At 72.8% G+C, this 12,966-nt stretch carries 11 protein-coding genes; 6 read left to right on the plus strand and 5 right to left on the minus strand.

The window, feature by feature from the left end; translation table 11 throughout:
• Positions 1 to 82: 82 nt before the first annotated feature.
• Complete coding sequence (locus tag ABGB06_RS31220; RefSeq protein WP_347595890.1) at positions 83 to 1,018, minus strand: carbohydrate binding domain-containing protein; 936 nt, start codon at positions 1,016 to 1,018, stop codon at positions 83 to 85.
• A 275-nt stretch (positions 1,019 to 1,293) separates the two neighbouring features.
• Between ABGB06_RS31220 and ABGB06_RS31225 the strand changes: the two genes are divergently transcribed.
• The gene (locus tag ABGB06_RS31225; RefSeq protein ID WP_347595893.1) at positions 1,294 to 2,337 is read left to right on the plus strand and encodes a glycoside hydrolase family 6 protein; all 1,044 of its coding nucleotides are present in this window, start codon (positions 1,294 to 1,296) and stop codon (positions 2,335 to 2,337) included.
• Positions 2,338 to 2,634: 297 nt separating this feature from the next.
• Here the strand turns inward: ABGB06_RS31225 and ABGB06_RS31230 are convergent, their stop codons facing one another.
• Positions 2,635 to 3,555 (minus strand): sulfotransferase, encoded by a 921-nt coding sequence (locus ABGB06_RS31230; RefSeq protein WP_347595896.1) that lies wholly within the window; start codon positions 3,553 to 3,555, stop codon positions 2,635 to 2,637.
• A gap of 330 nt (positions 3,556 to 3,885) precedes the next feature.
• Here ABGB06_RS31230 and ABGB06_RS31235 point away from each other — a divergent pair, with 330 nt between their 5' ends.
• A complete protein-coding gene (locus ABGB06_RS31235; protein WP_347595899.1) occupies positions 3,886 to 4,608 on the plus strand; it encodes an APH(3') family aminoglycoside O-phosphotransferase in 723 nt (240 codons plus the stop codon).
• A gap of 136 nt (positions 4,609 to 4,744) precedes the next feature.
• Here ABGB06_RS31235 and ABGB06_RS31240 read toward each other — a convergent pair whose 3' ends face one another.
• A complete protein-coding gene (locus ABGB06_RS31240) occupies positions 4,745 to 5,095 on the minus strand; it encodes a hypothetical protein (RefSeq protein WP_347595902.1) in 351 nt (116 codons plus the stop codon).
• A 150-nt stretch (positions 5,096 to 5,245) separates the two neighbouring features.
• On the opposite strand from ABGB06_RS31240, the gene ABGB06_RS31245 reads away from it, so the two are divergent.
• The 4 genes from ABGB06_RS31245 (at position 5,246) to ABGB06_RS31260 (ending at position 11,136) form a co-directional block, all read left to right on the plus strand.
• Positions 5,246 to 7,510: a glycoside hydrolase family 9 protein gene (locus tag ABGB06_RS31245; RefSeq protein WP_347596159.1), complete on the plus strand. Its 2,265-nt coding sequence runs from the start codon at positions 5,246 to 5,248 to the stop codon at positions 7,508 to 7,510.
• Between the two features lie 603 nt (positions 7,511 to 8,113).
• Positions 8,114 to 8,998, plus strand: a complete 885-nt coding sequence (locus ABGB06_RS31250) for a thioredoxin domain-containing protein (protein ID WP_347595905.1) — start codon at positions 8,114 to 8,116, stop codon at positions 8,996 to 8,998.
• A gap of 126 nt (positions 8,999 to 9,124) precedes the next feature.
• Entirely contained in the window at positions 9,125 to 10,204 is a 1,080-nt protein-coding gene (locus tag ABGB06_RS31255) for an NlpC/P60 family protein (protein WP_347595908.1), read from the plus strand.
• 377 nt (positions 10,205 to 10,581) lie between these two features.
• Positions 10,582 to 11,136 carry a DoxX family protein gene (locus tag ABGB06_RS31260; protein WP_347595911.1) on the plus strand — a complete coding sequence of 185 codons (555 nt, stop codon included), beginning with the start codon at positions 10,582 to 10,584 and terminating at the stop codon, positions 11,134 to 11,136.
• Between the two features lie 22 nt (positions 11,137 to 11,158).
• On the opposite strand, the gene ABGB06_RS31265 is transcribed toward ABGB06_RS31260, so the two are convergent.
• Positions 11,159 to 11,386, minus strand: a complete 228-nt coding sequence (locus tag ABGB06_RS31265; RefSeq protein ID WP_347595913.1) for a hypothetical protein — start codon at positions 11,384 to 11,386, stop codon at positions 11,159 to 11,161.
• Positions 11,383 to 12,954, minus strand: a complete 1,572-nt coding sequence (locus ABGB06_RS31270; RefSeq protein ID WP_347595916.1) for a PspC domain-containing protein — start codon at positions 12,952 to 12,954, stop codon at positions 11,383 to 11,385. Before ABGB06_RS31270 ends, ABGB06_RS31265 begins: the two co-directional genes overlap by 4 nt.
• Between the last annotated feature and the right edge of the window lie 12 nt (positions 12,955 to 12,966).

Below are 12,966 nucleotides of genomic sequence, written 5' to 3' on the forward strand. Positions count from 1 at the left end.
ACCGCCCGGCCAGCTTGGTTCACGTCAGATAAACCGCACAAGGGGGAAGTTGGAGGACGCGTGTTGACAATACTCAGCGTGTTCAGTCGCCTGTCCGAGTCAGCGAGACATCGTCCAGAAAAGCCGTGAGGCTTTCCTCGCCGCCGCCGAAGCGGAGGGTGATCTGCATGGCGTTGCTCGACAGACCCGCCACGAACGGGAAGGTGAAGGTCTGCGGCGCCGGGCCCAGAGACCGTTGCCAGGTGTGGGTCTCCAGTTCGGGCTCGTCGCCCTTTCCCTCGCGGAGCAGCGTCACGCCCACCGGCGCCACCGAGCTCGCGTGGGCGGTGAAGGTCAGCGTGTAGTGCTCGCCCTCGCGCAGGCCGAGTCCGCTGTAACCGACCATGGCCTCCCACGGGAACTCGGTGCCGCCGGGCACGTCGATCCGCATCTCGCCGTCCTGCAGGGAGGCGGTGAGATCGCCGTGCTCCCACCACGGGGTGAGGCGGCCCGTGCCGAAGTCGCCGTTGAAGACCAGTTCCTCCGCCGTCTCGCCGTCCTGCGGGCGTTCGGCGGCCTCGGGATCGGAGCCGCCGTTCACGATGGCGCCGGCGATGACGCCCACCAGCAGGGCGAGGGCGACCGCGATGAGCAGCCCCGTGCGGCGGCGCGGCGCGCGTGCCACAGGGTCCACGGCCGGGTCGGTCTCGGGCGGAGACTCCCCGGCCTGCGCCGGCTCCGCCACATCAACGGCTGGCTCCGGAGCTTCCTCCGCGCTCCCGGCCCGCTCCAGTAACGTGTGCAGCCGCTCGCCGCCGCCGTACCGGTCGGCCAGCACCCCGATCAGCTGGGCCGGGGGCAGCGCCTGGCCGGAGAAGTACCGGTGCAGGGTGGTCAGGCTGTAGTGGACGTCGGCGTCGTTGGCGAGCTGGCGGAGGCTCACGCCGTGGTCGTCCAGCAGCGTGCGGAGGTGCTCGGCCAGTTCCCGCGCGGCGGGCGGCAGCCCCTCGGGCAACGGCTTCCAGTGTGCGCTACTCAATGGGACTCCGGACGTCACGACGGAACCATGGCTGTCTTGCTGCCCCCTGGGCCGCGCCCCCTCACCCTAGGCACGCGATCGGCAGCGTACAACGGCGGCTTCAGGACTGTTCCGTGCACTCCTGTCATCCCAGCTCGCAGCCCTGGAACGTTCCTTGTCGTCCCCTTGCGCGGCCGGGGACTGGACGGCCGGGATCCATCCTCGGAAGGATCCGACACCGGAGGTCGTCGGCCGGTTCCCGGGCCGACGGCACACCCGACGAACGGAGTTCCAGCATGCACCTGCCCAAGGCCGCCGGTGGAGCCGTCGCCGCCGTGGCGCTCGGCACGCTCGTCGCCCTCGGCTCGGGACAGCTCATGGCGGCAGAATCCCAGCAGTCCGCCGAGCAGCCGCGGGTCGCCGACGAGCCGAGCGCCACGGCCGCAACGGCCGGCAACCCCCTGGAGATGACCGACGGCTTCCACGTCGACCCCACCTCCAACCCGGCGACCTGGGTGGCGCAGAACCCCGACGACGAGCGGGTCGAGCAGATCGGGTCGGAGATCGCGGACCAGCCGATGGCCAAGTGGTTCGGCGGCTGGAACACGGACCTGGCCGGTGACGTGTCCGAGTACCTGGGCGGCGCCGAGGCGGCCGGCGCGTTGCCGGTGCTGGTGGCGTACAACATCCCGGGCCGGGACTGTGGCAGCCACTCCGGCGGCGGCGCCGAGAACGCCGCCGAGTACCGGGCGTGGATCGACACGTTCGCCTCGGCCATCGGCGACTCGCCCGCCCTGGTGGTGATCGAGCCGGACGCGCTGGCCCAGTTGGACGCCTGCCCCGAGCACGCCGATCCGGACACCCGGCTGGAGCTGCTGCGGTACGCCGTCGACCAGCTCGGCGCGCACGCCCCGAACACCTGGAGCTACCTGGACGCCGGCAACTCCGACTGGATCGCGGCCGACGTCATGGCCGGGCGGCTCAACGACGCCGGCCTGGCCGACGCGCACGGGTTCGCGGTGAACGTCTCCAACTACAAGACCACCGAGGACTCGATCGGCTTCTCCGAGTCGGTCAACGCCGAGTTGTCCTCCCGGTTCGACTACAGCCGCCCGTTCGTCGTGGACACCAGCCGCAACGGCAACGGTCCGTTGGGCGGCGAATGGTGCAACCCGGCGGGCCGGATGCTCGGGACCCCGCCCCAGGAGGGCGGCGGCGCCGAGATGCTGCTGTGGATCAAGGTTCCCGGGGATTCCGACGGCAACTGCGGGATCGCGCCGGACGTGCCCGCCGGAACGTTCTCGCCCGACCTCGCGATGCACCTGATCGAGGGCAGCTGACCCGGGGCAGCACGACCAGCAGGCCAGCAGGCCAGACCCAGCAACAGGATCCAGGAAGGAAACGGCTGACATGACCAGCATGACCAGGAACATCTGGATGCGTCTGGACCCGGCGTTCCGAACCGGGCGCGCCGGCTCGGAACGCTGACCCGGGTGTCGGCGTCACCCCTCCGGCGCCGACACCCACACAGGGGGAAACCCGCGTGCCGCCCCGACGGGGGAGGGGCGGCACGCGGGCCGCGAAGTCACCAGGCACGTCACGTCGGGGAACAGGCAGCCCGTCGACCCGTCGGCCCGTCAGACGTAGCCCCAGGCCGAGGCGAACGCCCGGAGCTTCGGGGAGAGGGCGTCGATGCCTGACACGGGCCGGGCGGGCTGCACGCTGCCGGACCGGATCTTCTCGCTGCAGTCGCCGAGGTTGTGCCTGAGCGGACCGTGGTCCTGCGCCCCGTAGTCGAGCATGACGGGGTCCCACTCCTGGCCGAGATACGCGCACACCTGCCGGGTGACCGCCTCGGGATCGGCGGTCAGGTCCTCGTACCGCACGGTGAGGCAGTCGAGGGTCCGCTGGGCCTTCTCCAGCGGCACGAAGTACTTGAGGACGTTGCGCTGGATAGCTGACCTGGACGCGTTGGGCATGCCGTTCTCCAGCGACGAGACGATGCCCTCGGGGTGGCGCAGCAGGATCAGGAACCGGGCCTTGGGCCAGGCGTACCGCAGGCGCTCCCAGGCCCACACGTTTCCCGGGGTCTTGTCCGCGATCAGTTCCTTGCCGCTGCGCTCCAGCTCCAGACTGAGCACCCGGTCCCACAGCACGTGCTCCAGCTCCGCCTGGTCGAGGTCGATCCCTCGCATGGCGCGGACGGAGTAGCCGGGGACCAGGTTGACGCCGATGGCGCGCAGGTGCAGCTCGTGCGGGGCTCGTATTCGGGGATGGCTGTTGAGCAGCATCCGCAGCAGGGTCGAGCCGGAACGCACCGGGGCGAGGACGAAGACCGGGGACTCGACGAGGCGGCTCGCCGGGGGAACCGTGTACGTCAGGGCGGTGATCCGCTTCGGCGGGCGCTTCCGCCTCCGCTCCCGCAGGGGCTTACGCACCGTCGCGACCGTCGCGGTCGGCGTCGCCGACCGGTGCGCGAGGGAGCCCGGTTTCGGAGGCCGCAGAATCTCTCGCAGCAGCCGGGTCCTGCGCTTGATGCCCGTCTTCACGATGCCCATGCCAGTCCCCTGTCGACGTCGTCACCGTTCATCCCCATGTCAAGCGAAAACAGAAGACATGTCGATTTCTCCATCCAAAGGGCTCGGACGAGGCTCGCCTCCGAACAGGATGGAACCCCCTCTGCTGACGGGCCTCCGGGCTGTCATCGCACACCCATGCGGGGCCTCCATTCGGGTGTTCCGCGGGCACCCGAGCCGAGCCGCACGTCCCGGGTCCGGCGGGAGAAACGGGCGGAGCGCGGCGGGGAGCGTGGCCGGTCGGCTGGTGCTGCCGGCCCCGGGTCAGGAGGCGCGGTCCTCACTGACAGTGCCGCGTGGCACCCTGGCCCCATGTGGGAGCGCGTGACGGACGGCATGTCGGGGGCGGTGGTCAGCCGGCGGAACGGCGTCTACCGCAAGGAGTCCGACGACCCGCGCCTCGACCTCGTGGCGGAGGGCGAGCGGCTGGAATGGCTGCGGCGGCACGGCATCCCGGCCGCCGAGGTGCTGGACTGCCGGCCCGGGCTGCTGGTTACCGCGGAGCTTCCCGGCTGGTCGGCTGCGGCGCCCTGGCCGGCCGAGGCGAGGCCGCGCGTGGTGGACGCGTTGGCCGACCTGACCCGCGCGCTGCACGCCCTGCCGATCGCGGACTGCCCGTTCGACCGCCGGCTGGCGGTGACCATCCCCGAGGCGCTGGCCACCGGGCCCGACCTCGACGACCTGGACGCCGAACGGCAGGGTTGGACGCGCGAGAGGCTGGTCGCGGAGCTGCTCGCCACCCGGCCGTCCGAGCGGGAGGAGGAGCGGGACCTGGTGGTCTGCCACGGCGATCTGTGCGTGCCGAACGTCATACTCGACCCGGAGACCTGCCGGGTCTCCGGCGTCCTCGACACCGGCCGGCTGGGGGTGGCCGACCGGTGGCTGGATCTGGCCATCGCCACCCGCTCGTTGGCGGGCGACCTGAACCCGCAGTACGGCGGCCAGGCGGCGGCCGACCGCTACCTGACCCGCTACGGCGTCGACCCGGACCCGGCGCGGATCACGTTCTACCGGCTCCTCGACGAGTTCGCCTGACGCGGGCTTCGCCTGCCGCGGGCTCCCCGGCGCGGACTCCCCGATCCCCCGGCGCGCACCGGCCCGCCGGCCGGCCGCGGCGCGCGGCGCCGACTCCCGGGCGGCGCCGCCCGGCCGGTGGCTGCCGCCTCGTCGTTCACCAGGTGGTCGCGATGAACACGTTGGCCACCGTGAGGAGGCCGATCGCGCCGAAGACGCGGGCGTTGACGCGATCCTCGTCGCGGTTGACGTAGGCGAGCACCAGGATCGCCAGCAGCACGGCGAGTTTGACGCCGATCTTGGTGTTGTTCACCTCCTGATCGTCGGCCTGGTTCAGGCCCACCAGGGCCAGGCCGGTGACCAGCATGGTCCAGGCGCCGTGCATCATCGCCGGGACGATCCGCGCCTCGCCGGCGCCCATCACCTTCATCTGGGTCAGGAACCCGCCCAACAGGGCTGCGATGCCGATGATGTGCAGCCCCACCACGACCTCGATCAGGACGTCCATGACGCGGAGTCTAGTGACGCATGTCTTGACGGTGCCCCGCGCACCCCTCAGGATTCCTTGGGAGCGCTCCCATGTCATGTCCATCTCTTGAAGGACCGAGCCGTGACAGACCGTTCCCCACGCACTCATCGCCGCATCCGCAAACGGCCGATGGTGGTCACCGCCACCGCGGCCGTCGCCGGGCTGGTGGCCGCCGTCGTCGCGTTGCCCACCGCGAACGCCGAGCCAGGGCCCGAACTGATCGTCAACGGCGACTTCGCCGACGGCAGCAACCTGCCGTGGTGGGGCACCGAGAACCTCACCCTCGAAGTGGTCGAAGGACGCCTCTGCGCCGACGTTCCGGGCGGCACCGTCAACGCCTGGGACGTCATCATCGGCCAGGACGACCTGCCGATGGTCGCGGGTGAGACATACGAGTTCGCCTACACGCCCACGTCCAGCGCGCCCGTCACCATCCGCACGCTCATCCAGCAGAACGTCGACCCCTGGGCCGCGGAGCTGTCCGCCACCGACCAGATCACCGACGAGGCCACGCCCATCAGCCACGTCTTCACCGCCGGCACGGACAACCCGGCGGCGCAGCTCGTCTTCCAGATCGGCGGTTCCGAGGACCCGTTCACCTTCTGTGTGGACGACGTGTCGCTGCGCGGTGGAGCCGAGACGCCGCCGTTCGACCCGGAGACCGGATCGCCGGTGCGGGTCAACCAGGTCGGCTACCTGCCGGACGGTGCCAAGGTCGGCAGCGTCGTCACCGAGGCCACCGAGCCCCTGGAGTGGACGGTCAACGCGCCCGACGGCGGCGTCGCCGCCACCGGCGACACCATGCCGGTCGGCGAGGACCCCACCTCCCGGGAGAACGTCCACACCTTCGACTTCAGCGAGGTCACCGCGGCGGGCAAGGGCTACACCGTCACCATCGACGGTGAGACCAGCGAGCCGTTCGACATCGGCACCGAGGTCTACGACACCCTCCGCACCGACGCGCTCGCGTACTACTACCACAACCGCAGCGGCATCGAGATCGACGCCGCGCTGGTCGGCGAGGAGTACGCCCGCCCCGCCGGTCACGTCAACGTCGAGCCGAACCAGGGCGACGACGGCGTGACCTGCTGGGCGACCGACCCGTGTGACTACACCCTGGACGCGGCGGGCGGCTGGTACGACGCGGGTGACCACGGCAAGTACGTGGTCAACGGCGGCATCTCGGTCGCTCAGCTGATGTCCTCCTACGAGCGCGCGCTGACCGCCGAGAACGGCGACAGCGAGGCCCTGGGCGACGGCTCGCTGGCCGTGCCCGAGCAGGGCAACGACGTGCCGGACATCCTGGACGAGGCCAAGTGGGAGATGGACTTCCTGATGGCCATGCAGGTTCCGGCCGGCGAGGAGCTGGCGGGCATGGCCCACCACAAGCTCCACGACGCCCAGTGGACCGGCCTGCCGCTGCTGCCCGACCGGGACGCGCAGCCGCGTGAGCTGCACCCGCCGTCCACCGCGGCCACGCTGAACCTGGCCGCCAGTGCGGCCCAGTGCGCCCGCCTCTTCGCGCCGTACGACGCGGACTACGCGGCCCAGTGCCTCGCGTCCGCCGAGACGGCCTGGGACGCGGCGCAGGCCCACCCGAACATGCTCGCCGACCCGAACGACGGCACCGGCGGCGGTGCCTACAGCGACAACAAGGTCAGCGACGAGTTCTACTGGGCGGCGGCCGAGCTGTTCGCCACCACCGGCGCGGACGTGTACCGGCAGGCGCTGCTCGACTCCGAGCTGCACGGCGACGCCGAGGCCCTCTTCCCGACCGGCGGCCTGTCCTGGGGCGAGACCGCCGGCCTCGGCGTCCTGACCCTGGCCACGGTGGAGAACGACCTCACCGACGCCCAGCTGACCGACGTCCGCGACGTGCTGACCACGGCGGCGGACGCCTACGCGGCCGACGCCGCCGACGCGGCGTACGGCCTGCCGTTCGCGGGCGAGTACGTCTGGGGCTCCAACAGCCAGGTGCTGAACAACGCGATCGTCCTGGCCGTCGCGCACGACCTGACGGGCGAGGCGGTCTACCGCGACGCCGCGATCGCCGGCCTGGACTACGTGCTGGGCCGCAACCCGCTGAACCAGTCCTACGTGACCGGCTACGGCGAGCGCGCGTCCGAGAACCAGCACCACCGGTTCTGGGCCAACCAGCTGGACCCCGACCTGCCGAACCCGGCGGCGGGCTCGCTGGCCGGCGGCCCGAACGAGGCCCTGCAGGACCCGATCGCCGAGCAGCAGCTGGTGGGTTGCCCGCCGGCCCAGTGCTACATCGACCACATCGAGTCCTACGCGACCAACGAGATCACGATCAACTGGAACGCGCCGCTGGCGTGGCTCGCCTCGTACGCCGACGACCTCGGTTCGTCCGGCAACACGTCGGGCTCGTGACGCCGGGTTCCTGATTCCGAACGGCCCGCCGGGCGCCACCCGGCGGGTCCAGGAAGAGGGTTCCAGCAAGCAAGTCCAGCAAGACCCGCCGGGCGGCTCGCCTCAGAGGTGGAACACCACCGCTGAACGAGCCACCGGCAGGCCCACAGAACGGGCCAGCAAGACCCGCCGGGCGGCTCGCCTCAGAGGTGGAACACCACCGCTGAACGAGCCACCGGCAGGCCCACAGAACGGGCCAGCAAGACCCGCCGGGCGGCTCGCCTCAGAGGTGGAACACCACCGCTGAACGAGCCACTGGCAGGCCCACAGAACGGGCCAGTAAGACCCGCCGGGCGGCGTCACCGTGGGCGCGGGACGCGCCGCCCGGCGGTCCCGCGCCGCCGCGCGGGGCGGGACCTCGGCCGGGGACGCGGGGTGTGTACCCCGGCCGAGTACATGCCGGCCTCGGTGCCGGACGGTAAGGCGTTGGGCAGGCGCCACCCGTCCGGCCACCGGGGCCGTGCGCGGGCGGTCGTCCTCCCTTGCGGGGGACGGCCGCCCGACGCCACGACCGCGCCCCTCCCTCCTTCCCGGCTCGACCGTCCGTCGCCGTAGGCTGGCCGTATGTCGGCAGCCCGCCCCAGGCGACCCAGGAAGACGGCGACCCGTGGCCCGAAGCAGCGCGGGCCGGGGCCGGGCGGGCCGCAGCGTGGTGGCGGTTCCCGGAAGGGAGGCGCGCAGCGCACGCCGGCGCGGACCACGTACGGCGCCCGCGCCGCTCGGCCGTACGCCGCGGCGCTGCTCGCCGCGGTGGTGGTGGGCGTGCTGCTGATCGCCACGCTCTCCGCCCTGGGCGGCGGATCCGACGACCCGGCGGGCGCGTCCGGCGGCACGGACGGGACCGGCGGCGAGAGCGAAACCGTCGAGCCGCTGCCGGAGGACAACCCGGCGCTCGACCTGGCCCGTCGCGAGGCCGACGATCCGTTGGCGCTCGGCGACGCCGACGCCCCCGTCGTGATGATCGAGTACACGGACTTCCAGGACGCCTTCGTCGGCATCTACGCCCGGAACACCCACGAGCGGCTCGTCGAGGAGTACGTGGACGCCGGCGAGCTGCGCATCGAGTTCCGCAACTACCCCATCAACGGCCCGGAGTCGGACGCCGCCGCCCGCGCCGCCTGGGCGGCGGGCCAGCAGGGCCGCTTCTGGGAGTTCCGCGAGGCGGCGCTCGCGGACGAGTTCAACAAGGACTCGGGCCGGTTCGAGGAGGAAAGCCTGCGCCGCATCGCCGACGAGGCGGGCGTCCCCGACGTCGACCGGCTGCTGAGCGACATGGAGTCCGACGCGGCCGGCGAGGCGGTCGAACGGGACGCGACCGAGGCCTACGAGCTCGGCATCACGGGCGTGCCGTCGTTCCTCATCAACGGCCATCCGCTGTCCGGCGCCCAGAACCTCGACGCGTTCCGTGACATCATCGACCCGCTTCTCGCGGCCGAACAGGAACAGTGAGAAGTCCGCCTCTTTCGGCCCAACTCCCATCGTGAATTGCACGGTTGACACCAGTCCCGGCCAGTCCCGATCGATCCCGATCAGAGAGCTGCGGTCGGGCCCGGGCGCGGTTTAACGTGCCGGGCCATGGCTCAGCATCGCAAGACCTCCGTCTGGCGCCGGCCGGCGCAGCGCAAGCCGAAACCCGTCGGCAGCGCGAAGCCCGCCCTGCGCTCGGTCGCCGCCACGCTGACCCTGGCGGGAGCCGCCGCTGCCGCCCTGGACGGCAGCGCGCTGGCCGACCCGCAGCCCACCCTGGCCGAGGTGCGGGAGCGGGTGGACGCCCTGCACCGGGAGGCGGAGGAGGCGACCGAGCGCTTCAACGCGGCCACCGAGCAGGTCGAACAGGCGGAGACCGCGCTGGACCGCCTGCGGGACGAGGCCGCCCGGCGCACCGACGAGCTCAACACCTCCCGCAACGCCCTGGGCACCCACGCCGCCGCCCAGTACCGCGCCTCCGGCCTCGCCCCCGAACTGCAACTCGCGCTCTCCTCCGATCCGGACGACTTCCTGTACCGGGCCTCGCTCGTGGACCGCACCGGCGAGCGGCAGGCGCTGGCCGTCCAGGACATCCGGGGTCAGCTGCGCGGCATCGAGCAACTCCGCACCGAGGCCGGCGAGGAGACCGACGTGCTGCTCGACGCCCAGGAGCGGGCCGACACCGAACGGGACACGGTCCGCGACAAGCTCGCGGAGGCCGAGGACCTGCTGGCCACCCGGACCGCCGAGGAGCAACAGCGCATCCTGATGGCGAACGCGACGGCCAGCACCGCCGCGGGCGTCCCCGGCGCCGCCGAGGCGTCGGCGGCCGCGCCCAACGCCCGTGCCGCGGCGGCCGTCGCCTTCGCGTTCGCCCAGCTGGGCAAGGCGTACGGATGGGGCGCCACCGGGCCCGACGCCTACGACTGCTCCGGGTTGACGCAGGCCGCCTGGGCCGCCGCCGGGGTGGCGCTGCCGCGCACCAGCTACAGCCAGGTGAGCGCCGGAACTCCCGTCTCCTCCGCCGAACTGGCCCCGGGCGACCTCGTGTTCTACTACGGCGGGATCAGCCACGTGGGCATCTACGTGGGCGGCGGCCAGATCATCCACGCCTCCAGGAGCGGCGTGCCGATCACGCTCGCGCCCGTGGACTCGATGCCCTTCGCCGCCGCGACGCGCCCGGCCTGAAGCGCCGCGGAGTCCGGAGCACGGCACAGCGCGAGGCGCGGCACCGCCCCGGACGCAGCACCGTCAGCCGACGCGCCGTAAGGCGGTCGGCCCGCACCCGCGTCGGCGCCGCGGCTCTCGCCGAAAGGCCGGCTCCACGGCGGGGTTCCGAATATCCCGCGCCGGCCTCCGTCTCGAGCACCAGAACCCGCCGCCCACCTCCTCCGTCAACCGGCCCGCGACGCGACCCGCCTGAAACGCCGGCCCCACCGGCCCGGGTTCACCTCGCGGATTCACCCGTTTCGCGACGCGACCCGCCTGAGGTGCCGTCAGCCTGGCCGGAGACCCTCCGCGCTGGCAGACTGATCCGCCCCACACGCGACCGGAGGTGCACGGCCATGTCTGTCACGGAACAACTCGGCGGCCCGGCGGCGCGGGGGGCGCTGCCCGGCACCGGTGGACCCGGCGGTGGGCTGCGGGACACCGCCGCCCGCTGGGCCCTGCTGCCGCTGCGGCTCTTCCTCGGCGTCACGTTCGTCTACGCCGGCGTCGACAAGTTCACCGACGTCGGGCCGTTCAGCAGCGTCATGAGCACCGAGCAGATGGAGGCGATGCTGGAGTTCTCCCGGGAGGACGCCGCCGCGGGCTGGTTGGTGGATCTGGCCGTCGACAATCCCGGGCTGTTCAACAACGGGGTGGCGGTGGCCGAGATCGTGGTCGGCGCGGGCATCCTCGTCGGGTTGCTCACCCGCCTCGCCGCCGCGGGCGGGGCGCTGTTGGCGCTGTCGTTCTGGCTGACCGTGACCTGGTCCGGCGACCCGTACTACTTCGGCCAGGACCTGCCGTACCTGTTCGGCTTCGTGACCCTGCTGCTGGCCGGCGGCGGCCCGCTCAGCCTGGACTCGCTGCTCGGCTCCCAACAGGCCCGCCGCAACCGCCGGCTCTTCGGTTAGTCGGGCCGGTCAGTCGGGCCGGTCAGTCGGGCTTGCTGCCCTGCCGGCCGCGGCGGCGGACGGAGTGGGTGAGCATGGCGACGGCTCCGGCGAGCACCAGGGCCACCGGCGTCAGCACGATGAGCACGGGCAGCGGCGGGGCGTCCCGGCCGGCCACCCTGACCAGGTACAGCACGGCGATCTGGATCAGGGCCAGCCCCAGCACGAGCCGCGCGGGCTCGAAGCGGTGCCGCCGTATGGGCCGACTCACGGCGCCTCCTCGGGGGCCGGAGTCTCCCGCGGGGTCGGAGTCTCCGGCGGCGTCTCCGTCGGCCGGTCGGTCTGCTCCCCGTCGGGAACGTTCGTGTCGACGTCCGGCAGCACGTTCCGCTCGACCCCCATGTGTCCGATGCCCATGTCCAGGTACAGCTCGATGCTGCCCCGCTGCTCCACCCCGCTGGGCGGCGGGTAGCTCGCGGTGCGCTCCTGTCCGACGCCGCCCCAGGAATGGAGGGGACCCTCCCCGGTCGACCGGCCGTCCTCGTCGAAGGTGAACGCGCCCATGGTGACCTCCACGTGCACCGTGACCGCCACGTCGCGCGGCACGATCAGCCGCACGTCGCCCGCCCCGGCCTCCACCGCGGTGACCACCGTCTGCCCCTTCCGCAGGTCGAGCCCGCTCAGGTCGAGCTCCGCCTGCCCCGTGCCTATCTCGTACCGCCGCTCGACCTCGGCGGCCGTCGCGGGCCGCCATTCGGTGTCCGACCAGCTGGTGGTGATGTTCTCCGGAAGCGCGGCGGCGCAGGCCAGCATCCCGGCCGTCAGCACCACCGAGACGATGGTCCCGCCGCCGAGCCGGCCGACGAACGCGCTGACCACCAGCCCGACGCCGAACACCGCGAGCGCCGCGGCGAGGCCGATCACCAGCGCGTCGCTCAGCGAGTCGTTGCCCCAGGCCGCCGCCGTGCCCACCACGCAGGCGCACATCGCGAGCAGCAGCAGCAGTCCGCCGAGCCACAGCTCGCGCGGCTCCGCCGGCACCGGCGGCCGACCGACCGGCCACCGACCGCCGGGTCCCGGCGGTCGGTACGGGTCGTGCGGCGCGGCCGGCTCACGCGTGCCGGCCGTCGCGCCGGTCCCACGCGGAGCCCCCGGGCCGGCCGCGGGTCCGGGGCGTCCGGCTGGCCATCCGTCGCCCTCGGGCCGCGCGCCGGCCGGTCCCCACAGGTAACCGCTGGCGCGCTCGGCCGTCGTCGACTCGGTCACCGCGGCGCCGCGCCACCACGAGGGACCGGGCGGCACCGGCGGCGCCTGTGCCTCCGGCGGGGCGTCCGCCACGACCTGGGCCGTCACCCCGGCCACCGGCGCGCCCTCCGCCTCGCGCAGTTCGGTCGCGCTGCGCCGCCGCGACCAGTACGCCGCGGCCACCAGGAACGCCAGCACCATGACCGAGAACCACGTGGCGCCGCCCCGGTCGCCGAGCGAGGCCAGCATCAGCCCGCAGCCGGCCACGATGAACAGCAACGCCGTCAGCCCGGGGCCCTCCACCCGGCCGGACAGCAGCCGGCGCCCCTCGTTCTCCTCGCTGTCCTCGAACGGGACGATCAGCCAGGCCAGGCCGTAGGCGACGAAGCCGAGGCCGCCGATGACCGACAGCACCGCCAGCGGCACCCGGAAGATCACCGGATCCAGGTGGTAGTGGCGGCCGAGGCCGCCGCAGACGCCGCCGATCACCTTGTGGTCGCGGCTGCGCGACAGCCGCTCGCCCAGACCCGTGCCGGCACCGGGCTCGTCGGCGCGGCTCGTGCGGCTGGTGGCGGAGCGGCTCTCCTCGGTCATGCCTCCCATGGT

It is taken from the genome of Streptomyces sp. B6B3, assembly GCF_039871525.1.
Classification (GTDB): Bacteria; Actinomycetota; Actinomycetes; order Streptomycetales; family Streptomycetaceae; genus Streptomyces.

Excerpts from the sequence above, each read along its gene's own strand:
- ABGB06_RS31250 (WP_347595905.1), top strand. The coding sequence starts at position 8,114 with ATGTCGGCAGCCCGCCCCAGGCGACCCAGGAAGACGGCGACCCGTGGC.
- ABGB06_RS31240 (WP_347595902.1), bottom strand. The coding sequence starts at position 5,095 with ATGGACGTCCTGATCGAGGTCGTGGTGGGGCTGCACATCATCGGCATC.
- ABGB06_RS31255 (WP_347595908.1), top strand. The coding sequence starts at position 9,125 with ATGGCTCAGCATCGCAAGACCTCCGTCTGGCGCCGGCCGGCGCAGCGC.
- ABGB06_RS31235 (WP_347595899.1), top strand. The coding sequence starts at position 3,886 with ATGTGGGAGCGCGTGACGGACGGCATGTCGGGGGCGGTGGTCAGCCGG.
- ABGB06_RS31225 (WP_347595893.1), top strand. The coding sequence starts at position 1,294 with ATGCACCTGCCCAAGGCCGCCGGTGGAGCCGTCGCCGCCGTGGCGCTC.
- ABGB06_RS31260 (WP_347595911.1), top strand. The coding sequence starts at position 10,582 with ATGTCTGTCACGGAACAACTCGGCGGCCCGGCGGCGCGGGGGGCGCTG.
- ABGB06_RS31230 (WP_347595896.1), bottom strand. The coding sequence starts at position 3,555 with ATGGGCATCGTGAAGACGGGCATCAAGCGCAGGACCCGGCTGCTGCGA.
- ABGB06_RS31245 (WP_347596159.1), top strand. The coding sequence starts at position 5,246 with ATGGTGGTCACCGCCACCGCGGCCGTCGCCGGGCTGGTGGCCGCCGTC.
- ABGB06_RS31270 (WP_347595916.1), bottom strand. The coding sequence starts at position 12,954 with ATGACCGAGGAGAGCCGCTCCGCCACCAGCCGCACGAGCCGCGCCGAC.